The organism is Pseudomonas sp. 10S5, assembly GCF_035019745.1.
Classification (GTDB): Bacteria; Pseudomonadota; Gammaproteobacteria; order Pseudomonadales; family Pseudomonadaceae; genus Aquipseudomonas.
The window spans coordinates 166641-190417 of the sequence record NZ_JASJVL010000008.1; the positions used below are offsets into that span (position 1 = coordinate 166641).

The window sequence follows — 23777 nt, forward strand, 5'->3', positions numbered from 1 at the left end:
AACTCGGGCGGGAAGGGTAAACCTCGCTGCGGCGTTTTGCCAGCAGGGCGCAATCAGAGAACATTATGAAATCTCCTGAGGCGAGCCCGACTTTTCACCCTCTGTATTCAATCAATGGCTTTGGGTTATGGTCTGGTGCTTACTTGGCAATCGATGGAGTGGCGGCTTATGCATGAGCGTCTCGAGCGCGTGTTTGGTTATTCACATTTTCGGTCTGGGCAAGAGGCTGCAATCGCGGCAGTGTTAGCAGGGCGTTCGGCGGCAGCGATTTTTCCGACCGGGTCGGGTAAATCGTTGTGCTATCAACTGCCGGCGCTGATGCTGCCACACCTGACTCTGGTGGTTTCGCCATTGTTGGCGTTGATTCAGGACCAATTGGCGTTTCTGCAGCGCCACGGTATCGCCGCAGCAAGCATCGATTCAGCACAAAGCCGCGACGATTCAGCGCAAGTGATGGCGCGAGCCCGCTCTGGCGAACTGAAGATCCTAATGATTTCCGTGGAGCGCTTGAAGAACGAGCGCTTTCGTCATTTCATTGAGCAGGTGCCGATCTCGTTGCTGGTCATCGATGAAGCACACTGCATTTCGGAGTGGGGCCATAATTTTCGCCCGGACTACCTCAAGCTTCCCGATTACCAGCGTCAGTTCAATATCCCGCAAGCGTTGCTGCTGACGGCTACGGCAACGCCGAATGTTATCGCTGATATGCAGGCCAAATTCGCTATCGCTCCGGAAGACGTCGTGACGACCGGCTTTTATCGCCCCAATCTCAATCTATTGGTTGAGCCGGTTATGGGTCGAGATAAGCGGCGTCGATTGGTCCAATGGCTCGCACCGCGGGTGGGCCAGCCAACCATCGTCTACGTCACGTTGCAGAAAACCGCTGAACATATCGCTGCACATTTGAGTCAGAACGGCTTGGCGGCCAGTGCCTACCATGCTGGTTTGCCGCACGATAAGCGTGAGTCTATTCAGCGGCAATTCATGGGCGGGCAACTGAATTGCATCGTCGCCACCATCGCGTTTGGTATGGGGATCGACAAGAGTGATATCCGCAACGTGGTCCATTTCGACCTGCCGAAATCTATCGAGAATTACAGCCAGGAAATCGGTCGTGCAGGGCGTGATGGCGGTCCATCGGACTGTTTGGTGCTGGCCAACCGAGACAGCTTGAATATCCTGGAAAATTTTGTTTACGGCGATACGCCGGAGTACCTGGGTATCCGGCATGTCATCGATGAGTTGCTGAATACAACCAACGACGGACAGTGGGAGTTGCTGTTGGGGCCACTGGCCGATCAGAGCAATATTCGCCAACTACCGCTGAAGACCTTGCTGGTGCAGCTGGAGTTGCGCGGTATCATCGCTCCGCGTTTTGCATATTTTGCAGAATATCGCTTCAAGTTTCTGATCGAACCTAGCCTTCTATTACAGCGTTTTGAAGGCGAGCGACGTCAGTTTGTTGAAGCAATTATCGAGACCTCAGGCCGGGCACGAACCTGGGCCACGGTTAACTTTGACGCGTTGTATCAGCAGCACCAAGCCGAGCGTGGCCGAGTGGTGACCGCGTTGGATTACTTCCAGGAAAAAGGCTGGATCGAGTTAGAAAGCAAGTTGATGACGGAGGTCTACAGCTTGCTTGATATGAATTTCGACCCCGATGCGCTGGGCCATGAGTTACATGACTATTTCAAGCAGCATGAAGCCACTGAAGTTGCGCGGATCCACGCCATGCTTGATCTGTTCGCCACCGAGCGGTGCCTGAGTTACCGGCTCGCCGAGTACTTCGGCGACCTTCAGGCTCCCGAGCAGTGCGGTCATTGTTCGGTGTGTCATGGACATATTGCCCAACTACCGTCTCCGCCCGCGTTGCCCGCCTTGGCTGTGCAAAGTTTCGAAGACCTGTGCGGTGAATTTCTGCGCAGGCATTTGGATTACAGTGGCTACGATCCCAGTGCAGACTGTTTGGCCCGATTCCTGTGTGGTATCAGCGTGCCGCTTTTTACTAAACTCAAAGCACGAGGGATCAAAGGGTTTGCGGCGCTGGAAAATTACCCTTACGCGCAGATACGAGATTGGGCGCGTGACGCAATGATTGAGTAAGACTGCATCTTTCCATCACCAGAGTCTGCTTATGTCCGAGCAAAACCCGCAACGCGCTGATTATCGCTACTTCCAGCCGATTTCCACCCGCTGGCACGACAACGATATCTACGGTCATGTGAATAACGTGACCTATTACAGCTATTTCGACACGGCAGTGAACACCTATTTGATCGAGCGCGGCGGCCTAAGTATTCATGACGGTGACGTAGTGGGATTTGTGGTCAGTTCGTCGTGCGATTATTTCGCATCTATAGCTTTCCCGGACCTGATAGACGTAGGCCTTCGCGTGGGCAAGCTGGGTAAGAGCTCGGTTCAATACGAATTAGCGGTGTTCAAGGCCGGGGAAGACGAGGCCTGCGCGGCAGGGCGTTTTGTACACGTATTCGTGGACCGGGCGTCGAATCGACCGGCGCCAATTCCGGATAAGTTGCGCGAGGCGTTGGATCAATTAGCCCATTAACGAGAAGACGCAGTTCCATCCCAGTGGGAGCGAATTTATTCGCTCCCACTAATACATCGCAACGGTTACAAAATTCGGACGCTGGCGCTTGCTGCTTCCAGGCGAATGGCGACGAATTTTGACGTGGGCGTGCTACTGCCAAGACCGATACTTTCCAGAGGGACCAGGGGATTTACTTCTGGATAGTAAGCGGCAGCTTGTCCGGCTGGGATGTCGAATGCTAACAGGGTAAAGCCTTTGACACGACGCTCCAGGCCGTCGTTCCAGATCGAAATCAGGTCGGCTTTCTGCCCCGGTTTAAAGCCTAGGCGGATGATGTCAGCTTCGTTGGCGAACAAGACGTCACGCTGACCCTTTACCCCGCGATAACGATCGTCCAAGCCATAAATGGTGGTGTTGTACTGATCGTGCGAACGCATGGACTGCATAATCAGGTCCGGGATCTGACCCGTTGCGCGAACATTTTCATGCACAAGGTCCAAAGGCAGGACATTGGGCTTGAAGTTAGCTCTTGCTGTTGTGGTGTTCCAGCGACGCTCGCTCGCCGCGTTGCCCAAGTAGAAGCCACCAGGATTTTTAATGCGCTCGTTGAAATCTTTGAAGCCGGGAATCGTGTCGGCTATCAGGTCACGAATTCGGCTGTAGTCGGCGGTTAGCCACAACCAATCCACTGGAGCGGAGCCCAACGTTGCCGCTGCAATCCCGGCAATGATCGCCGGCTCCGAGCGCATCTGCTTGGAGAGAGGTTGCAGTTGGCCATTGGACGCATGGACCATGCTAAACGAATCTTCGACAGTTACGGCTTGCGGACCGTCGGCCTGAACATCGATGTCGGTACGGCCGTAGCACGGCAAGATCAACGCCTGTTTACCGTGAGTCAGGTGGCTGCGGTTAAGCTTGGTGCTGATTTGCACCGTTAGGTCGCAATTGCTCAGCGCTTTGACGGTACGCGAACTGTCCGGGGTGGCTTGAGCGAAGTTACCGCCTAGGCCGATAAATACCTTGGAGTGCCCATCAAGCATCGCGTGAATGGCTTCAACCACGTTGTGACCATTGGTACGCGGCACTTTGAACTGGAAGCGTTTTTCCAGTGCATCAAGGAACAGCGTCGGCGGACGCTCGTTGATGCCCATGGTCCGGTCGCCTTGCACGTTGCTGTGACCACGCACCGGGCACAACCCGGCGCCCGGTTTTCCGATGTTGCCGCGCAACAGCATCAGGTTGGCGATTTCCTGGATGGTCGGCACTGAGTGGCGGTGCTGAGTGATGCCCATCGCCCAACACATGATGACTTTTGTACCTTTTGCGTACATCCGCGCAGCCGTTTCAATATCGGTTAACGACAAGCCCGACTGCTGATAGATCTCTTCCCAAGATGTGTCATCGATAGCGGCTAAATAATCGAGCACTCCATCAGTGTGCTCGTTTAAAAAATCATGGTCGAAGACCGCAGGAGCGTTAGCCGCTTGAGATTCGCGCTCCCATTGCAGCAAGTACTTGGCCATGCCCCGCAGCAGAGCCATGTCGCCACCCAATGCCGGACGAAAGTATGCGGTACTGGTCGGTTCAGAACCGTTGCTGAGCATTTCCAGGGGATGCTGTGGATGCTGGAAACGTTCCAGGCCACGCTCTTTCAGCGGGTTGATGCACACTACTTGCGCGCCACGGGTCACGGCTTCACGCAGCGGTTCGAGCATGCGCGGGTGGTTCGTACCCGGATTTTGGCCGAGGACGAAAATTGCATCGGCGTGTTCGAAGTCAGCAAAGGTAACGGTACCTTTGCCAACGCCCACGCTCTGCGCCAGCGCAACGCCACTGGCTTCGTGGCACATGTTCGAGCAGTCAGGAAAATTGTTGGTGCCGTATGAGCGCACGAACAGCTGATACAAATAAGCTGCTTCGTTGCTGGCCCGGCCGGAGGTATAAAACTCGGCCATATCTGGACTAGGAAGATTGCGCAGGTGGTGGCTGATCAAGGCAAACGCATTTTCCCAACTGATCGGTTTATAGCGATCGGTCTCGGCGTCGTAGCTCATGGGCTCGGTTAAACGACCTTGGTATTCAAGCCAATAATCACTTTGTTCGCGCAACGCACTGACGCTGTAACGCGAGAAAAATGAAGCATCGACCCGGCGCTTGGTGGCTTCCCAGTTGACCGCTTTGGCACCGTTTTCGCAGAATTTGACCATGCCGCTTTCTGGCGAATCACCCCACGCGCAGCCCGGGCAATCGAACCCGCCGTTCTGATTGGTCTTAAGCATCATGCGGAGGTTTTTCAACGCGTTATCGCTGGTCAGCCACGCTTGCGTCACGCTCATGAGCGCTCCCCAACCACCGGCCGGTCCTTTGTACGGTTTGTAGCGCTTGACCGGAACTTTGTCGGCTTGGTGATGAGTGCTCACGCTTGATTCTCCACAGCAGGGCTATAAACACGTGGCGCACTGTGCTGCGGCAAGTGAATTAAATTTAGGTTGTGCCTACGCGCCCATTGCAGAGCTAGGCCGGTGGGCGAGGACAGGCTGACCAGTGTCTGGATACCGGCGCGCAGCACTTTCTGGATCAACTCCAGGCTGCACCGGCTGGTGACAATGGCGAGCCCGCCACTCATGGAAATGTTCTGGCGGATTAATGCACCGATCAATTTGTCGAGGGCGTTATGTCGGCCAATGTCTTCGCGGCCCAGTAACAATTCGCCTTTGCTGTCCATGAATAAAGCGGCATGGACCGCGCCGCAATGTTGGCCCAACGGCTGAAATGCGCCGATTCGTTGGCGCAGTCCATCTAGCCAGATCGCCGGAGGCAGCGGCGCGCCGGGTAAAACGTTGAGCTCTGGCAGGGCTTGTTCCACTGCTTCCACGCCGCACAGTCCACAGCCGCTGGTACCGGCAAGTTGGCGTCGCTGTTGCTTGAGGTTCCAAAATGCACGGCTGGCAATTTCCACGTGCGCGTGCTGCGCGGAGCCTGAGCCGCTGAGCTTCAAGTCATAGATTTCGTCAGGCGAGGCAATGATGCCGCTGCCTAGACTAAAACCTACGATGAAGTCTTCGAGATCGGTGGGCGTAACTAGCATCACTGCTTGGCTGATGCCGTTATAAGCAATGGCCAGCGCGACTTCTTCGGCTAAGTCGGCGCGCGTTAAATCTTCGCGCTCAAGGGTCGAGTAGCTGTAGGAGTGGCTGGCAGCAGGCGCGGGCAATTGCAAAGCGGGCGCCGTGCTAACCGTGCGCTTGGAATGCATAGGGAAGTACCGGCAGATTATTCAGCCCCTAGCGTAAGCCTGCTGTCGAACTCCGTCTAATCGCTAGTTCCGATGCCTTGATAGATGTCGTCGATCAAGGCTTGTCGATGATTGTTTGGTAGATGGCGAAACATGCTTCTGCCAGTGCAGACCTGGGTGCGCTACGCCGCATGATCAAACCCAATTGGGTCAGGGTTTGCGCATCGGCGATTGGTTGGAGGGCCAAGTGCTCGGTCAGGGTTTCCAGACCGCCTTGAAGGGGCATGATCGCGCAACAAAAACCACCATGCACCGCTTGCAGAAGTTGATGCACGGCGTCGGTTTGCAGCAAAGGCAGTGGGTTCAAACCCCGGCTGTGGAAGTTATGGTCGATGGACTTGCGAAAATGCATACCGCTGGTTAACAGGCCCAGCGGCAGTTCGATTAAGCTTTCCCAGCTAAGCGGTTCATCGCCAAAGTTGAAGTAACGCTGGTCGTACAGCAACCCCATGCGAGTTTGTGCCAAAGACAGGGAATCAAAACGCTCGCTGTCCAGCCGCTCTAGATAAGACACGCCCACGTCCAGCTGATTGCTCGCCAACTGCTCAAATATCTGCTCGGAACTGAGTGACGACAATTCAAAGCGCAAATTCGGATGCAGTTTGTGTAAGCGCTGCATCAACACCATGGGATCAAAGCTCGACAGCGGCACCACGCCAAGCCGCAGGGTGCCAACCAGGTGACCCCGGCAAGCGGCAGCTTCGGCCTGTAAACCTTCATACGCGGCCAACACTGTTCTGGCCCACGCCAGCACCCGTTCACCCGGTGCAGTGAAGCCTTCGAAGCGCTGACCCCGATTGACCAGCGGTAAATTCAGCTCTTCTTCCAGGCTACGCAGGCGCATCGATAGGGTTGGCTGGGTGATATGACACCGCGCCGCTGCCTGACCGAAATGCCGAGTCTCGTCTAGAGCGATCAGGAACTTAAGCTGTTTGATGTCCATTTTCACTCCGATGCGCTTCAAGGCGGCTGATTCTAACTCGCTCTGGCTATCGGATGGGTGATGGGCAATTGGAATCCCTGGCCGACCCGCACTATGAAATGATCGTTCAAAGCCCGGCAATCAGCTCCCGGTAATCTCCGACGGCAGCGAATTCTTCAGTGTCCTTCGGGCCTTTATGGCTGTCAGGCTCGCTCACAGCTAGCAAATGAGCGATGCCGAATCGTTTGGCACTGCGCAGAATCGGCAGGGTGTCGTCGATAAATAGGCTGCGACTTGGCTGGAAGTCAATGTCGGCGTCTAGCGCGGCCCAGAACTGCGGGTTCTCTTTGGGGAAACCATAATCGTGGGAGCTGATCATGCGTTCAAAGTAGGGCGCCAGTTGTACGCGCTCCATCTTCAGCGACAGCGAGTCGCGGTGGGCATTGGTGATCATGATCACGCGTTTGCCCGCCGTTTTGATCGCGGCCAGAAACGTTTCGGCGTCAGGGCGAAGGGATATCAAGTCGGCGGTTTCCAGCTTCAGGTCTCGCAGCGACAGCTTTAACTCGGCGCTCCAGAAGTCCAGGCAGTACCAATTGAGCGTGCCGGCGTTCTGCTCGAACAGCGGTTTTATTTCCAATTCAGCCATGGCTCGGCTGACCCCATGCAGGTCGGCGTAGCGCTGTGGAAGGTGCTCCATCCAAAAGTGATTGTCGTAATGCAAGTCCAGCAAGGTGCCGTCCATATCAAGCAGAACGGTATCAATGTCGAGCCAGGGTAAAGAGGGCATTTAGGATTCTCGGCCGGTGAATAAATAGCATAGTCATTTCCGACACAGACAATCGGAAAAGCCACGGTATAGTACCTCGTCAACGCCAAGGAGCCCGTCATGCGTCAGAAACCCACCGTACTCGCCCGCGAAATCGTCGCCAGTAGCCGTCTGTTCCGCGTCGAGGAGCTGCAGTTGCGCTTCTCCAATGGGGTCGAACGCACATACGAACGTCTTGTCAGCCGGGGTACGGGGTATGGCGCCGTAATGATTGTGGCAATGCTCGACGCTGACCACGCGGTGTTGATCGAAGAATATTGCGGCGGGACGGACGAGTACGAGTTATCGCTGCCTAAGGGGTTGATTGAGCCAGGCGAAGACGTTCTGGCGGCGGCCAATCGTGAGCTAAAGGAAGAGGCGGGCTATGGAGCCCGTCAGCTTGAGCACTTGACCGAGCTTTCGTTATCCCCCGGTTATATGAGTCAGAAAATTCAAGTGGTGCTGGCCACTGATCTGTATGAAGAAACCTTGCCAGGAGATGAACCCGAGCCGATGCGGGTTGATCGAGTCAACTTGCGAGAATTGTCTAGCTTGATCCAACACCCTCAATTTAGTGAAGGACGCGCCTTGGCGGCGTTGTACCTGGTGCGGGACTTGTTGACCCAGCGCGGGGATTTTCAGCCGTGATTGGTCTATTTTCCAATTTGCCACACCCTTTGCTGGCGCCTGTTATCGACATGGCGCGACGTGCCGGTGAAGTCATCCTGCCACACTGGCGAACTGACGTTGCGATCATCACCAAGGCCGATGAGTCGCCAGTGACCGCAGCCGATTTGGCCGCTCATCATTTGTTGGTTGCAGGTTTACGTGCGTTGGCGCCGGACATCCACGTGTTATCTGAAGAAGACGCCGCGATCCCTTTGAGCGAGCGCGCTACCTGGGAGCGTTGGTGGCTGGTCGACCCATTGGATGGGACTAAGGAATTCATTTCTGGCAGCGAAGAGTTCACGGTCAATATTGCCTTGATTGAGCGTGGCCGCGTGGTGTTTGGCGTGGTATCGATGCCTACCAACAACCGTTGCTATTTCGGCGGTGCGGGATTGGGTGCATGGCGCAGCGATGATGAAGACCATCTGATGCCGATCAAGGTGCGTGACGTACTACAAGCAGACGAAGCGTTCACCGTGGTCGCGAGCCGCCGCCACACCAGCCCGGAGCAGGAGCGTTTGTTGGCCGGTTTGTCGGAAAGTTTGGGCGAGTTGCAACTGACGAATATTGGCAGCTCTTTGAAGTTTTGCCTGTTGGCCGAAGGCGCTGCCGATTGTTACCCCAGACTGGCGCCCACCTCGCAATGGGACACTGCCGCTGCACAAGGTGTGCTGGAAGGCGCGGGCGGCGAAGTGCTGGAATTGTCCGGCGAGGCGTTCAGCTATCCGCCGCGTGAATCGATGCTGAACCCGTTTTTTCTGGCCTTGCCTGCTAAAGCGGCATGGCGCGGGAAATTACTGGAATTGGCCAAAACCGGGATTAAACCTGTGTCTCCGACTTCGCGTGTCGCGCAGTAAACACCGGGTGTCGTTCGCGGTTGCCTTTTAGCGGTGCAACACAAACTGCCCGCTAAAGCTCACCGCCACGTCTTCACTGCCCTGATTGACGATATGCGTGGGTAACGTCAGGCGCGCTCGGCCATAGCGTTCATAGGTTCGCAAAAATTTTTCCCAAACGGCCGGTTCCGGCGCTGTGCAGGTGGCGATGGCGTCGGTGGTGACGGGCAGCGGGTAACTGATCTGTCCTTCTTGAATAACAATGTGCCCGTCTTCAATCCCTGCTTCGCGCAGACGCAAATGCATCCAGCCCCAACCGGCGAGCACGGCGCAGCAATACAGGCTGCCACCGAACATCGTGCTTTTGTGGTTGATGTTAGGTTCCAGTGGCAAGTGCAGGCGTAATTGGTGGTTGCGCCAGCTCAGCACCTTAAGACCCATCTCTTGGGTCAGCGGAATGTCATGATGGAGCACCTGTTCTAGCGCGTGGCTATGGGTATTCATGCGGGGTCCTTGCGATCAATCGAGTTCATCGGCTGCGCTGTTGCTGTCACCAAAACTCAAGCCGTGTTTGCGCAACTTGTCGTGCAGGGTTTTGCGCGGCAAGCCCAAGGCTTCAGCGAGGCTGCGCACCGAAGTATGAGGCCGTGCCAGCTCAGCAGCGATGAGCGACCGCTCGAAACTTTCAACTTGCTCGCTCAGACCTCCACTGGCCTCAGGCATGTTAGGCAGTTCATTGCCTTCCAATGCCAGCTCCAGCCCTAGGGCAAAGCGCTCAGCAGCGTTTTGCAACTCTCGAACGTTGCCAGGCCAAGTGTGGCGTAACAGCAAGGCACGTTGGCTGGGTTGCAGGTCGTGCTTAGGCAGACCATGACGGATGCTGGCTGACTCGGCGAAATGCTGAAACAGCACCAATGCATCTTCGCCGCGCTCACGCAGAGGTGGAATTTTCAGCGGGGCGACGTTGAGTCGGTAGTACAAGTCGGCGCGGAAGCGGCCTTGATCCGAGGCCTGACGCAGGTCTTCCTTGGTCGCGGCAATCACTCGGATGTCCAGAGGGATGAGTTGATTGCCACCCAAGCGCTCGACCACTCGTTCCTGCAGCAGGCGCAGCAGCTTGACCTGAACCTCAAGGCTCATGCTTTCGATTTCATCGAGAAACAAGGTGCCACCGTTGGCGAACTCGAATTTACCGATCCGGCGTTTTTGCGCTCCGGTAAACGCGCCTGGCTCATGGCCGAACAACTCGCTTTCGACCACCGACTCGGCCAGTGCCCCAGCGTTGATCGCAACGAACGGCCCTGTTCGGCGGCTGGACAGGTCGTGCAGCGCACGGGCCACCACTTCTTTGCCTGAGCCAGTTTCGCCGAGAATCAGCACGTCGGCCTTGGTTGCGGCCAGTGCGCCGATTTGTTCACGCAGGCGCAAAATCGGTGCGGATTGGCCGACCAACCGCGCGCTCAGTTGATGGCGGTCGCTCAAGGCCAAGCGCAGGCTGCGGTTGTCTAGCACCAAACGGCGCACGTCCAACGCCCGACGCACGCTGTCGAGCAGGGCGTCACTGGCAAAGGGTTTTTCCAAAAAATCATAGGCTCCTGCCCGCATCGCCTGGACAGCGAGTGGCACGTCGCCATGTCCGGTGATCAAAAGCACGGGTAATTCCGAATCCTGGATACGCAATTGCGCAAGCAGCTCAAGGCCGTCCATGCCCGGCATGCGGATGTCGCTGACGATGACGCCTGGCCAATCGCGCTCGATCCGTCCAGCCAATCCTGTAGCTTCGGTCAGCGGTAGCACTTTCAGGCCCGCCAAATCCAGGGTCTGACCGAGGGCGCCCCTTAAATGCGGATCGTCATCGATCAGCACCACTTGAATCCGGCTATCGACGGCCTGGTCGGTGCTCATGCAGATAAATCCTCTGGCGGTTGAAGGCTAATTCCGGATGCACCGGCGCGTAGTCGCAGTGTCAATACTGCGCCGCCGCTGGGGTGGTTGGTGATCAGTAGTTCGCCGTCCAATGCGCGCATCAGGGTGTCGCAAATGGCCAAGCCGAGACCTAGGCCTTGAGTACGGGTCTTGGTAGTGAAAAATGGTTCCCGAGCACGCATTAGTGCTTCTTTGGAAAACCCCGGTCCGTTGTCGCGAATCGACAGATTAACGCCGTCTGCGGTCTGTTCGGCGCTGAGCCAGAGTTTACGGGGAGGCCCTTTTTCTGTGAGGGCATCAAGGGCATTGGCTAAAACATTGCCGAGCACTTGACGAAGGCGAGTTTCACCCGCTTGCACCCATAAAGTGGCATCAGGCAGGTCGCGGATCAATTCGACTTCCATCGCTTGACGACGCTTGGCGAGTAGCGCCAAGGCGTCATCCAGTGCCGGTTGAAGCGCTACGCTTTCCGGCGCGTGCCGGTCACGGCGGGCGAACGCGCGTAAGTGGGCGATGATAGATGCCATGCGCGCCGTCAGTTCGCTGATTAGCCTAAGGTTGCTGCGGGCGTCGTCGGTGCGCTCATGGTTGAGTAGCACCTCGGCGTTTTCTGCGTAACTGCGAATCGCCGCCAGTGGCTGGTTCAGCTCATGGCTGATGCTTGCTGACATGGTGCCTAGCGCCGAGAGCTTGCCGGCCTGAACCAGTTCGTCTTGCGCTCGCACCAACTCCTGTTGTGCCTGTTCGCGTTCTAGCACCTGTTGTTTTAGCCGACCGTTCAAGCCTTCAAGGTCACTGGTGCGTTCAATAACGCGCATTTCCAACTCGTGCCGACCTTTGGCTTCGAAGGCAATTCGGTCCAGATAATGGCGTCGTCTTTGCATTATTAAGCCCAGCAGCAGCATAAGCACCAACAATGCTGCACCGCCGACAGCGACCACCGTCCGCACCGGCCGATCCACCAGTGCGCGGGGCGCGAGAATGTTTACGCTCCAACCGATTTCACCAATTGGCTGGGTTTGAGTGATCCACGCCTTTGCATTGATGTTCAGCGGTTTCGGGTTTCGGGTCGGATACGGTTGGATGGCGGCGATGGCTTTCTGTTCCTCTTCACTCAACGGGCGCGTAGCGCGAAAACGCCATTCGGGGTTGGAGGTCAGAATAACGACACCGTTATGGTCAGTCAGGAGCAATTGCTCCGGCGTTTTACCCCACAAGGTTTCGGTGCGGTCCAAGTCGACTTTTACTACCAGTGCGCCGACCACTCGATCACGATCATGCACCGCTGCGGCGAAGAAATACCCGCGCTTGGCCGACGTCGTTCCCAGGCCAAAAAAACGACCGAGTCGGCCGGCCATAGCGTCGATGAAATAAGGCCGAAAAGCGAAGTTGCGGCCCACGAAGCTGTCGTGCTGGTCCCAGTTAGAGGCCGCCAGCGTTTTTCCGCTGGGGTCCATCAAGTACATGACGTCGGCCCCGGTTTGCTGGTTAACATCTTTGAGTAGGCGGTTGGCGTTTTCCTGAGTGAGGGGTTGCTGCGGATCCAACAAAACAGCACGTAGGGCCGGAAGATCACTAAGGATCTGCGGCAGTACTTCGTAACGGTGCAGGGTGCCAAGCAGGTTAGCGACGTAGAGGTCCAGGGTCTGCCGATTTTGACTGATCAGTTCGTTGCCGTAATAACGTTCAGCCAAGTGCTGCAGCGGCCACAACAAAGGCGCGAGGCACAGCGCCAGCAGGGCAAGGCTGCGCCAACGAGGGCGGCTGGCAATAGTGTGAGGAGGGGTCATGACGCGATTGTTGGCCAAGTGGTGCCGCAAGCAGGTATGCCTGCTAATGAACCAAGTCCCACAGAGAAAACGGATGCCTGCGGGAACAGGCTGCCTGCGAAGAGCTCATCACGGTGTGTTGAGCTCTTCGCAGGTGCATTATGCCTTAGCGTTGACCCGCTAAGCACTCCAGCATCGCGCGGTGCCAATCGGGCATCGATACTTCCCATTCGCGCAGCAGAAGACTGCAATCGAGACGAGAGTTTTGCGGGCGCTCGGCGGGGGTCGGATACGCGCTGGTGGGAATCGCTTCCAGCGTCGCGCACGGTTTGTTTTGCTCGATCAATTGCTTGCCAATGGCTTGGGCGAAGCCGAACCAAGACGTTTCGCCAGCCGCTGTCAGGTGGTAAGTGCCCCAAGCGCCAGGGTTGCCCTCGCGCCAGCGATCTATCAACAAACGTGTGCTAAGGGCAATGGTGCCTGCCCAGGTTGGCGCTCCAATCTGATCAGATACGACACGCAGATGCGCACGCTCTTGCATCAGGCGCTGCATAGTCAGCAGGAAGTTGCGCCCGTGCAGCGAATAGACCCAACTGGTGCGCAGGATTAAATGCTCACCACCGACTGCTGTGATGGCGCGCTCGCCTGCTAGCTTGCTTTTGCCGTATACGCCCAGTGGAGCAGGCGTGTCTCGTTCGGTATAAGGCGACTTTTTTTTGCCGTCGAATACGTAGTCAGTGGAGTAGTGAATCAGTGGTACGCCAAGCTTTTTCGCTTCTTCAGCGAAAACCCCAGGGGCGGTGCCATTAATCGCGAACGCCAAATCAGGCTCACTTTCCGCCTGATCGACGGCCGTATGGGCAGCGGCATTAATGATCAGGTCTGGACGCCACGAACTCACTTGGGCGCGAATGGTTTCGGGATGACTCAAGTCCAGTTGCTCGCGACCCAAAACCCGCAGTTCGCCAAGTCCTGCGAGACTTTTTTGCAGTTCGCTCGACACTTGGCCGTGCTGACCGCTGATTAAAATTCGCAACGGCTTTAACGAAGACGTACTCATGGAAATACGTCCGCGTCTTTCAGCCTCTTGCCCATTTGGTCCTTGGCCGACAAGGTTGGGGTGGTTGAGAGCTGCCAATCGATCCCTAAATCAGGATCATCCCAGCGGATACAACGTTCGGCGCTCGGCTGGTAATAGTCAGTGGTCTTGTAGAGAAACTCGGCGTACTCACTCAGCACGACAAACCCGTGGGCGAAGCCTTCAGGAATCCAGAGCTGGCGGTTGTTTTCTGCTGAAAGCAGAACCGTCGCCCAGCGTCCGAAGTTGGGCGAACTGCGGCGTATGTCTACAGCCACATCCAGAACTTCGCCCGCCGTCACCCGCACCAATTTTCCCTGCGCGTGCTCCAACTGATAATGGAGCCCACGCAGTACGCCGTTTTGCGAGCGTGAATGATTGTCCTGAACAAACGCGGTTTTTATACCGGTGTCTTCTTCAAACCCACGGGCATTGAAGCTTTCATAGAAGAACCCGCGTTCATCGCCAAACACCTTGGGTTCAAGAATCAGGACGCCGGGCAGTTCGGTGCTCATAACGTTCATTGCCGCTCCTCAGCAAGCTTGAACAAGTACTGACCGTAACCGGTTTTGCCGAAAGCGTCGGCGCGCTCAAGCAAATGTGCGCGATCTATCCAGCCGTTTTGGTAAGCAATTTCTTCAAGGCAGGCAACTTTGAGACCCTGGCGGTGCTCAATGGTTTGAACATATTGTGAGGCTTCCAACAGGCTGTCATGGGTGCCGGTATCCAGCCACGCAAAACCGCGGCCGAAACGCTCGACACGCAAGTCGCCCCGTTCCAGATAGGCATTGTTAATATCAGTAATTTCCAACTCGCCACGCGGGGAAGGCTTTACTGCTTTGGCAATCTCGATGACGTTGTTGTCATAGAAATAGAGACCGGTTACCGCATAGCTGGACTTTGGGTTTTTCGGTTTTTCTTCGATGGACAGCGCGCGCCCCTGCGCATCGAAATCGACCACGCCAAACCGCTCAGGATCATTGACCCAATAACCGAATACCGTCGCGCCTTGCGGGTGCAAAGATGCGTTTTGCAGCTGCTCGCTGAAATGCTGGCCGTGGAAGATGTTGTCGCCCAGGATCAAGCAAACGGGATCGTTGCCGATGAATTCTTCGCCAATCAAGAATGCTTGAGCCAAGCCTTCTGGCTTGGGTTGTTCGGCGTAGTGAAAATTCACGCCAAACTGGCTGCCATCCCCCAGCAGGTTCCGATATTGCGGTAAGTCCGTCGGGGTAGATATGACCAGGATTTCTCGGATGCCAGCCAGCATCAGTACCGAAATCGGGTAATAAATCATGGGTTTGTCATAAACCGGCAACAGCTGTTTTGAGACGCCGAGTGTGATGGGGTGCAAGCGAGTGCCCGAACCTCCCGCTAGAACGATGCCTTTTATCATGCGATTAGATCCTTAAGGTCGGTGAAGCCCAGTCGTTCGCCTTGATAGCTGCCGTCTTGAACTCTGCGGCACCATTCGAGATTGTCCAAATACCATTGCACGGTTTTACGCAGGCCCGACTCGAAGGTTTCCTCTGGAGTCCAGCCCAGCTCGCGCTCAATTTTTCCAGCATCGATGGCATAGCGCATGTCGTGGCCCGGCCGGTCAGTCACATAAGTTATCAAGTCGGAAAAGTGAGCTACGCCAGCAGGGCGTTCAGGTGCCAACTCTTCCAGCAATGCGCAGATTCCACGCACTACATCGATATTCTTTTGCTCGTTGTGGCCGCCAATGTTGTAGGTCTCGCCTACCGTGCCTTCGGTGACAACTTTAAACAGCGCACGGGCATGGTCTTCTACGAACAGCCAGTCACGCACTTGCAGACCATTGCCGTACACCGGCAGCGGCTTACCGGCCAAAGCGTTGAGAATCACCAGTGGAATCAGCTTTTCCGGGAAGTGGAACGGGCCATAGTTGTTTGAGCAGTTGGTGACCACTACTGGCAAGCCATACGTACGATGCCAGGCTCGAACCAAATGGTCGGATGCCGCTTTGCTGGCAGAATAGGGCGAGCTTGGCGCGTAAGGCGTGGTTTCGGTGAATAGATCATCGACGCCGTGCAAGTCGCCGTACACCTCATCGGTGGAGATGTGATGGAAGCGAAACGCCGCACGTTCGGCTTCAGGTAGCTTGCTCCAATAAGACCGAGTGGCCTCAAGCAGGCTGTAGGTGCCGACGATGTTGGTCTGAATGAATTCCGATGGCCCGTCGATAGAGCGGTCGACATGGGACTCAGCAGCCAAATGCATGATCGCGTGCGGTTTAAAGCGGTTCAGCACCGCCAGCACTGTGGCCTGATCAATGATGTCGGCCTGGACGAATTCGTAGCGGGAGTTGGTCACAATGCTTTGCAGTGATTCAAGATTGCCAGCATAGGTCAGCTTGTCAAAATTGAGCACGTTGTGATCAGTGTTGTCGATAAGGTGCCGAATAAGCGCTGAGCCGATAAAGCCGGCGCCTCCGGTAACAAGTATGTTCATGGAATGACCTTCTTCCTTGGGTAGACGTTAAGCGGATGAGACATAGCTTGTAGACAGCGGGCGACGTGTGCAAGTGCGATTGATGAAGAAGCGCGGGGAAAGTGATGAAATAAACTGATGAGGGTCGGCAAATACGTCATTAAACTGCCGTTGCGTGAATTGCAGTCACTAACACTATGATTTATTTGATATGAATTTTATATTTTGCAATCGCGCTTATTGTCCCCGCATCGAGTCAAAACGTCCCACTTGCGCAATACGGCTTCAACAGGCGATATAAGCGGCAAACACCATGGATGTATCTGTATGCCCTTCGCCACGCTGATCCGTCGATCCAGTCTTCCGTGCCCCGAGGTCAGTGTCGAACAGGCCGGGCACTTGCTTGCCCGGTACTATGGTCTGCGCGGTAACCTCAAAGAACTCGGTAGCCAGCAAGACCGTAACTACCTCATCGATTGCGAGGCGGGGCGTTATGTTCTGAAGATTTGCCATGCAGACTATTTGCCCTTAGAGCTTGAGGCGCAACATGCGGCTTTGGCTCATCTGGCTATGGTGCCTGGGATTAGGGTTCCGCACGTGGTGACTGCGGGCAACGGTAGCGAGATGCTCTCAATGGAGATCGATGGCCGGGCGGTGCATGCGCGGTTGCTTGAGTTCATCGACGGTCAATCGTTGGCCCACCTCTCGCATTTGAGTCTCAATGTGGTAGTGGGTCTCGGTGAGCTTTGCGCTCGTGTCGATCAGGCGTTGGCAAGCTTTCAGCACCCGGGGCTGGAGCGCACTTTGCAGTGGGACCCACGACATGCCCAAGCATTGATCAAGTATCTATTGCCGGTGATTAAGAACCCAGAAGAGCGGGAGTTTCTCACCCTGGCGACTAGGCAGGCGCAGCAGCGGTTGCGGCCGTTACTGGCGAAGCTGCCGTTGCAGGCAGTTCATCTTGATATCACCGAATACAACGTGGTCTGGCAACGCGATGTGCAGCGTCATTGGCAAATAAAGGGGCTGATCGACTTCGGCGATTTGCTCACTACTTGGCGAGTAGCTGATCTGTCAGTGACTTGTGCGGCACTGTTGCCGCATGCCGGCGGCGATCCGTTGTACATCCTCCCGGCGATCGAGGCTTACCAGGCGATCAACCCGCTGCAATTGGAGGAATTGCAGGCGCTGTGGCCTTTGATCGTTTTCCGCGCTGCTATTTTGGTGCTGAGCAGTGAACAACAAGCCAGCATTGACCCGACTAATAGTTATATACGGGCCAATCTCCAGAGCGAGTGGGCCATTTTCGATCTGGCAACATCGGTGCCGCTTGAGTTGATGGAGGCGGCTATTTTGGCGGCTGTCGGCGTTGAATCGCTTAACGTCGATAAGCCGACGTTTCTGTCTTTGTTGCCCAGCCTTGGCGAACGCGAGTTCGCGAGGATTGATTTGGGCGTGCTCAGCCCGCATTTCGACGCCGGTAACTGGGAGCAAAGCGGCATCGATGAGCGACTGCTGACGGAGTTAGGGATTAAGACCGGTTTGGCGGCCACTCATTACGGCGAGTATCGGCTATCGCGCACCAAAATTAACGCCGCCAAAGCACCCGACACTTTCGCGTTGCATGTCGAGTTGTACCTGCCGGCGGGCACCCCGATTCACGCGCCATTCGCCGGAACCGTGCGCTTGGCCGCCGACGCAGCGTTTTGGCTAATAGGCGATGAGATGACGGTGCGGCTATGGGGGATGGCCTCGTCGATTGATTCAGGAACAATTGTTTATGCAGGTCAGATGTTGGGCGAGGGCAGCGGTTCGTTGATGGTGCAACTGTGCCGTTGCGCCGAACTCAGCCCGCCGTTGTTCTGCGCGCCTAGTTGGGTTCCTGCATGGCAGGCCTTATGTCCTTCACCCGCGGCGCTGCTGGGTTTTGAGTGCGATGCGCCGCCCATTCAAGACGCGGGGGAACTGTTGGCGCGACGTGACGCCAGTTTCGCCCGCTCACAAAAGCATTATTACCAAGCGCCGCCGCAGATTGAGCGCGGTTGGCGCAACCACTTGATCGACATGCAAGGCCGGTCTTATCTGGACATGCTCAACAATGTTGCAGTATTGGGCCATGGCCATCCGCGCATGGCGGCTGAAGCCGCTAAACAATGGTCGTTACTGAACACTAATTCGCGCTTTCATTACGCCGCCATCGCCGAGTTTTCCGAGCGATTGCTTGAATTAGCGCCGGACTCAATGGACCGGGTGTTTCTGGTCAACAGCGGCACCGAAGCGAATGATCTGGCCATTCGTCTGGCCTGGGCCTACAGCGGCGGGCGCGACATGCTCAGCGTGCTGGAGGCGTATCACGGCTGGTCGGTGGCGACGGATGCAATTTCCACCTCGATTGCCGACAACCCACAAGCACTTAACACCCGGCCTGATTGGGTGCATCCGGTCATGGCGCCGAATACCTACCGGGGCGAGTTTCGAGGTGATGACAGCGCGCCGGGGTATGTACGCAGCGTCGAACTGACGCTGGCTAACCTCGCTGAACAGAAGCGCCAGGTCGCGGGCTTCATCTGCGAACCGGTGTATGGCAACGCGGGCGGGATTTCGTTGCCACCGGGTTATTTGCAGCAGGTTTACGCTAAGGTTCGCGCCCAAGGCGGGCTGTGCATCGCCGACGAGGTACAGGTGGGGTACGGCCGATTAGGTCATTATTTTTGGGGCTTTGAGCAGCAGGGGGTGGTGCCGGATATCATCACCATGGCAAAAGGCATGGGCAATGGCCATCCGTTAGGCGCAGTGATTACACGCCGAGAAATTGCCGAAGCGCTAGAGGCTGAGGGCTATTTCTTTTCCTCGTCGGGCGGCAGCCCGGTCAGCTGTCGTATTGGGTTGGCTGTTCTCGATGTGATGGAAAAGGAACAGCTGTGGGAGAACGCCCGGGTCGTCGGCGACCATTTCAAAAAACGCCTAGAAGCGTTGATCGATACACATCCCCTAGTGGGCGCGGTGCATGGGTCGGGGTTTTATCTGGGGGTGGAGTTGGTGCGTGATCGTGAAACCCTCGAACCTGCGACCGAGGAAACGACCTACCTGTGCGAGCGACTGCGTGAACTGGGGATCATCATGCAACCGACGGGCGATTATTTGAACATCCTGAAGATCAAGCCACCAATGTGTACCACTCGGGGCAGCGTGGAATTTTTTGTTGAGAGTGTGTCCAAGGTGTTGGAGGAGATTGGGTGAAAGCTAATCGGGCGGCTCGCCAACAAGTTCACTACTAAGAATGATGGATTTTTATCTGCTATAAACGGTTTTTTATGTCGAAAATAGTCGTATTTTACTTTAAGTGCCGATTTTTATCGGCTATAAAGTCCCCCTCTACTGTCACGGGTCGTTTGCTAATGTGATGGTCCCATCTTATTTGCCCAGGAGGCATTTCCATGAGCCGTATTGTTACCGTCGCCGCCACTCAGATGGCCTGTTCCTGGGATCTCGAAGCCAACATCGAGACCGCCGAAAAATTGGTGCGCGACGCTGCGGCCAAAGGCGCACAGATCATCCTGATCCAGGAGTTGTTCGAAGCCCCGTATTTCTGCCAAAAACCGAACCCGGACTACCTGCAGCTAGCAACACCGATGGAAGACAACGTTGCTATCAAACACTTCCAGAAAATCGCCAAAGAATTGCAGGTCGTTCTGCCGATCAGCTTCTTTGAATTGGCTGGTCGTGCACGCTTCAACAGCGTCGTTATTCTCGACGCCGATGGCACCAACCTCGGGATTTATCGCAAAAGCCATATCCCGGACGGTCCTGGCTATCACGAAAAATACTACTTCAATCCTGGCGACACCGGCTTCAAGGTCTGGCAGACCCGCTACGCGAAAATCGGCGTCGGTATTTGCTGGGATCAGTGGTTTCCGGAAACTGCCCGGTGCATGGCGTTGCTTGGCGCGGACATCTTGTTTTACCCCACCGCCATCGGTAGCGAACCCCACGACAAAACCATTACCTCCCGGGATCATTGGCAGCGTGTTCAGCAAGGGCATGCCGGCGCGAACTTAATGCCGCTGGTCGCAAGCAACCGTATCGGCAACGAAGAACAGGACGGCTACGACATCACCTTTTATGGCTCATCGTTCATTGCCAACCAGTTTGGTGAAAAAGTTTCTGAACTCAATGAAACCGAAGAGGGCGTAATTGTTCACAGCTTTGACCTTGACGAGCTTGAACACATCCGCAGCGCATGGGGTACGTTTCGCGATCGTCGGCCTAACCTGTACGGTGCGTTAAAAACCCTCGACGGTTCTTTGGAGTCCTGATTGCCATGACCACGCTGAAACGTACACCGCGTGCCGATGGCTTCTACATGCCTGCCGAATGGGCTCAACAGACTCAAACCTGGATGATCTGGCCCGAGCGGCCCGACAACTGGCGCCTGGGCGGAAAACCGGTCCAGCACGCGCACGTTGCCCTGGCCAAAGCCATTGCGCGATTTGAACCTGTAACCGTAGGTGTTTCAGCGGCGCAGTACGATAACGCTCGTGCACACCTTGATATGCCGAACATCCGCGTCGTGGAAATCAGCAACAACGATGCCTGGGTCCGCGACACCGGCCCAACCTTTGTCATTAACGATAAAGGTGAAGTACGCGGCGTAGATTGGGACTTCAATGCTTGGGGCGGATTCGACGGTGGTCTGTACGCGCCGTGGAACCTTGACGAGCAAGTCGCCACCAAAATTCTGGAAATCGAACGTTGCCCTCGTTACGAAACCTTGGGTTTCGTATTAGAAGGTGGCTCGATTCATGTGGACGGCGAGGGCACGCTGATCACCACGGAGGAGTGCCTGCTCAACCGCAACCGTAATCCGCATTTGTCTCGCGATCAGATCGAAACAACGCTGCGGGATCAGTTGTCGGTGGAGAAGATCATCTGGCTACCAGACGGTCTGTACAACGACGAGACCGATGGGCATGTGGATAACTTCTGTTGCTTCGTGCAGCCCGGCGAGGTTTTACTGGCTTGGACAGATGATCCGAAAGATCCGAATTTTCCGCGTTGCCAGGCTGCTATGGGGATTTTAGAAAACACTCGAGATGCTAAAGGGCGACCGTTGATCGTGCACAAAATGCCGATTCCCGGACCGCTGTTCGCCACCGAGGAAGAATGCGCGGGTGTCGATCAGGTGCGCGGCAGCCAGGAACGCAATTCATTGGTGCGCTTGGCCGGGTCTTACGTCAACTTTCTGATTGTTAATGGCGGCCTTATTGCACCCTGTTTCGACGACCCGCTTGACGAAGTGGCGCGAGAAATCCTCCAGCAGTTGTTTCCCGAACATGAGGTAGTCATGGTGCCAGGCCGTGAACTGTTACTGGGCGGTGGCAATATCCACTGCTTGACTCAGCAGCAACCGGCCCCGCACAAAGCTTGAGTTGGCCCTGTTTTTGCTAATCCTAAGCCCATCGCGTGTGGGCTTTTTGTTGGCGTCATTTTGATGGCTTTGATTGCTTTTCGCGGGGCTGTCACAAAGCACGGGTAAATTAGCCGCTCACGTCTCAAGAGGTTGTCCACATGAACGCAGGTATTGGGCAGGAGTTAGCTCGCGGTTTGTCTGCAAGCAGCGAATCACCCCAGATGATGGCGGACTGGTTAAGGACAACCCAATCACCATTCGCCCCTAAAATTGATTCTCGACAACTGCTCTTGGCGCGTTATCCCGTCGGTCTCATCAGCGATGCAGAACTTGAGGCGTTGATCTGCATTCTGGACCGCTAAGCATTGTAAAAATTGACACCCTGGGCGACCCCCCGCTAGGATCGCCCCCCGCCTGTGGCAACCGCCATGTACGTAGCATCAGTAGTCCACTGCGATGATTTCGTGCGGGTCTTGTGAGTCTGTCTTTTTTGACCAGACGTGAAGGCCGCAAACGCCTGTTAGGCGCGAGCCACAGCGCGTGATCAATTCGTAATAAGGAAAACAAGATGTTGAAGCTACGTATTGGCATGATCGCACTAAGCGTCATAGGCGCTACTCAGGCGATGGCCAGTGGGCAGGATGACTCCAAGGGTTTTGTCGACGACAGCAGCCTGAATCTGGCGTTGCGCAACGCCTACATCAATCGCGATTACAAAGACGGCCAGCAGGATAAAGCTGAGTGGGGCCAGTCGGTCATCGCTAACTTTGCGTCGGGCTTCACCCAAGGCACGATTGGCTTCGGTATTGATGCCTTTGCCGAGTACGCATTGCGACTCGACGGCGGCAAAGGCCGAAGCGGTGCTGGCGGTATCGACTTCTTCAAAAAAGACAGCAATGGCAATGCCGCTGACGATTTGTCTAAAGGCGGTGGCGCAATCAAGGCGCGTTTCTCCAATACCGTGATCAAGTACGGCGACCAGATGCCGGAACTGCCGGTACTGAGTTACGACAATTCGCGCTTATTGTCCGAGAGCTATACCGGCACGTTCATTACCTCCAAAGAAATCAACGGCCTTGAACTGAACGCCGGCCACTTTACCGCCGAGTCGCGTAAAAGCGCCGAAGGCCGTGACAGCGGCGGTCTGAAGTCGATCAATGTCTATGGCGGTAGCTACAAGTTCACCGACGCCTTCAGCGCCGCTTTTTATGGCTCTAACGACGAAGACGTATTGAAGAAGCAATACATCAATCTGAACTATGTGTTTGCCATCGAGAAAGACCAGTCGCTGACGTTCGATTTCAATGGCTATAAAACCAAGCTGGATAGAGATTTTGCGGTCGATAATGCACGCGACAACAAAATCTGGAGCCTGGCCGCGACTTACGCTCGGGGTATCCACTCATTTACTATCGCCCACCAGCGCAGCACCGGCGATATCGGCTACGCATACGGCGGCTATCGCAATGCGGGTGGCACCGGTGACGGCGGCAACACGATCTATCTCGCCAACTCTTACTGGTCCGACTTCAACGGCAAAGATGAACGCTCTTGGCAGTTGGGTTACGGCATCGACCTCGGCGGCCTTTTGCTGCCCGGCCTGACCTACCACACCGCGTATGTTCGGGGCACCAATATCGACGACGGCACTGGCCGAGGCGCCGGGCAAGAGCGCGAAATCTTCAGCCAACTGAAATACGTTGTGCAAAGTGGCCCGGCGAAAAACCTCTCGGTGCGTTTGCGGAACTCGTTCTTGCGCGTCTCTGACAACGCCAGTGCTTACAACAGCGAAGGTAACGAAACCAGAGTCTTCGTTGATTACCCAATCAGCATTTTTTAACGCGTGAGCGTGTGAAGCACTGTTGAATGAAACGCCCCAAGCGGGGCGTTTTTTATTAGTGTTGATGGTTAGGCTTTCGCCCTGATATTTTTGAGCCAACTCGTTCGCGAGGCGGCGAGTAGCTTCAGTCTCGCTAACAAGTTGGTCTGATCAGCCAGTCATAACCTATTGAATGAAATAAATAATTTTCCTTGAGATGCGCGGCATCTACCTGCGTCGGGC

The 23777-nt window shown here is 55.6% G+C and carries 20 protein-coding genes; 9 read left to right on the plus strand and 11 right to left on the minus strand.

The features are described 5' to 3' along the window. Positions 1–168: 168 nt before the first annotated feature. Together QN378_RS11070 and QN378_RS11075 are read left to right on the plus strand one after the other, a co-directional pair. Complete coding sequence (locus QN378_RS11070; RefSeq protein ID WP_322205758.1) at positions 169–2103, plus strand: RecQ family ATP-dependent DNA helicase; 1935 nt, start codon at positions 169–171, stop codon at positions 2101–2103. 31 nt (positions 2104–2134) lie between these two features. After that, the gene (locus QN378_RS11075) at positions 2135–2566 is read left to right on the plus strand and encodes a thioesterase family protein (protein WP_322205757.1); all 432 of its coding nucleotides are present in this window, start codon (positions 2135–2137) and stop codon (positions 2564–2566) included. Positions 2567–2631: 65 nt separating this feature from the next. Here QN378_RS11075 and QN378_RS11080 read toward each other — a convergent pair whose 3' ends face one another. From QN378_RS11080 to yrfG, 4 genes are all read right to left on the minus strand, one after another. Further along, complete coding sequence (locus QN378_RS11080) at positions 2632–4968, minus strand: FdhF/YdeP family oxidoreductase (RefSeq protein ID WP_322205756.1); 2337 nt, start codon at positions 4966–4968, stop codon at positions 2632–2634. After that, positions 4965–5804, minus strand: coding sequence for a formate dehydrogenase accessory sulfurtransferase FdhD (gene fdhD, locus QN378_RS11085; RefSeq protein ID WP_322205755.1), 840 nt, complete (start codon positions 5802–5804; stop codon positions 4965–4967). The genes QN378_RS11080 and fdhD overlap by 4 nt, the downstream gene beginning before the upstream one ends. Positions 5805–5898: 94 nt before the next feature. Then, a complete protein-coding gene (locus tag QN378_RS11090; protein WP_322205754.1) occupies positions 5899–6786 on the minus strand; it encodes a LysR family transcriptional regulator in 888 nt (295 codons plus the stop codon). Between the two features lie 106 nt (positions 6787–6892). Then, on the minus strand, positions 6893–7555 hold the full coding sequence (gene yrfG / locus QN378_RS11095) for a GMP/IMP nucleotidase (protein ID WP_322205753.1): 663 nt from the start codon (positions 7553–7555) through the stop codon (positions 6893–6895). Between the two features lie 99 nt (positions 7556–7654). Between yrfG and nudE the strand changes: the two genes are divergently transcribed. Both nudE and cysQ read left to right on the plus strand, forming a co-directional pair. Continuing rightward, positions 7655–8221, plus strand: coding sequence for an ADP compounds hydrolase NudE (nudE, locus tag QN378_RS11100; protein ID WP_322205752.1), 567 nt, complete (start codon positions 7655–7657; stop codon positions 8219–8221). Beyond that, positions 8218–9099 (plus strand): 3'(2'),5'-bisphosphate nucleotidase CysQ, encoded by an 882-nt coding sequence (gene cysQ / locus QN378_RS11105; protein WP_322205751.1) that lies wholly within the window; start codon positions 8218–8220, stop codon positions 9097–9099. Before nudE ends, cysQ begins: the two co-directional genes overlap by 4 nt. 27 nt (positions 9100–9126) lie before the next feature. Here cysQ and QN378_RS11110 read toward each other — a convergent pair whose 3' ends face one another. From QN378_RS11110 to rfbB, 7 genes are all read right to left on the minus strand, one after another. Further along, positions 9127–9582, minus strand: coding sequence for a thioesterase domain-containing protein (locus QN378_RS11110; RefSeq protein ID WP_322205750.1), 456 nt, complete (start codon positions 9580–9582; stop codon positions 9127–9129). Between the two features lie 15 nt (positions 9583–9597). After that, a complete protein-coding gene (locus QN378_RS11115; protein ID WP_322205749.1) occupies positions 9598–10983 on the minus strand; it encodes a sigma-54 dependent transcriptional regulator in 1386 nt (461 codons plus the stop codon). Continuing rightward, positions 10980–12794 (minus strand): sensor histidine kinase, encoded by a 1815-nt coding sequence (locus QN378_RS11120; protein WP_322205748.1) that lies wholly within the window; start codon positions 12792–12794, stop codon positions 10980–10982. Before QN378_RS11120 ends, QN378_RS11115 begins: the two co-directional genes overlap by 4 nt. 145 nt (positions 12795–12939) lie before the next feature. After that, on the minus strand, positions 12940–13833 hold the full coding sequence (gene rfbD / locus QN378_RS11125; RefSeq protein WP_322205747.1) for a dTDP-4-dehydrorhamnose reductase: 894 nt from the start codon (positions 13831–13833) through the stop codon (positions 12940–12942). Next, the gene (gene rfbC / locus QN378_RS11130; protein WP_322205746.1) at positions 13830–14375 is read right to left on the minus strand and encodes a dTDP-4-dehydrorhamnose 3,5-epimerase; all 546 of its coding nucleotides are present in this window, start codon (positions 14373–14375) and stop codon (positions 13830–13832) included. Before rfbC ends, rfbD begins: the two co-directional genes overlap by 4 nt. Then, entirely contained in the window at positions 14372–15247 is an 876-nt protein-coding gene (gene rfbA / locus QN378_RS11135) for a glucose-1-phosphate thymidylyltransferase RfbA (RefSeq protein WP_322205745.1), read from the minus strand. The genes rfbC and rfbA overlap by 4 nt, the downstream gene beginning before the upstream one ends. After that, positions 15244–16326 carry a dTDP-glucose 4,6-dehydratase gene (gene rfbB / locus QN378_RS11140; RefSeq protein ID WP_322205744.1) on the minus strand — a complete coding sequence of 361 codons (1083 nt, stop codon included), beginning with the start codon at positions 16324–16326 and terminating at the stop codon, positions 15244–15246. Before rfbB ends, rfbA begins: the two co-directional genes overlap by 4 nt. A 306-nt stretch (positions 16327–16632) precedes the next feature. Between rfbB and QN378_RS11145 the strand changes: the two genes are divergently transcribed. The 5 genes from QN378_RS11145 to QN378_RS11165 all read left to right on the plus strand — a co-directional run bounded on the left by QN378_RS11145 (position 16633) and on the right by QN378_RS11165 (position 23555). After that, a complete protein-coding gene (locus QN378_RS11145; protein ID WP_323546853.1) occupies positions 16633–19545 on the plus strand; it encodes an aminotransferase in 2913 nt (970 codons plus the stop codon). 197 nt (positions 19546–19742) lie between these two features. After that, positions 19743–20621 (plus strand): N-carbamoylputrescine amidase, encoded by an 879-nt coding sequence (gene aguB / locus QN378_RS11150; RefSeq protein WP_322205742.1) that lies wholly within the window; start codon positions 19743–19745, stop codon positions 20619–20621. A gap of 5 nt (positions 20622–20626) precedes the next feature. Then, positions 20627–21733, plus strand: a complete 1107-nt coding sequence (aguA, locus tag QN378_RS11155) for an agmatine deiminase (protein WP_322205741.1) — start codon at positions 20627–20629, stop codon at positions 21731–21733. Positions 21734–21873: 140 nt separating this feature from the next. Next, positions 21874–22077, plus strand: coding sequence for a hypothetical protein (locus tag QN378_RS11160; RefSeq protein ID WP_322205740.1), 204 nt, complete (start codon positions 21874–21876; stop codon positions 22075–22077). 206 nt (positions 22078–22283) lie between these two features. Then, positions 22284–23555: an OprD family outer membrane porin gene (locus tag QN378_RS11165; protein WP_322205739.1), complete on the plus strand. Its 1272-nt coding sequence runs from the start codon at positions 22284–22286 to the stop codon at positions 23553–23555. Positions 23556–23777: the final 222 nt, after the last annotated feature.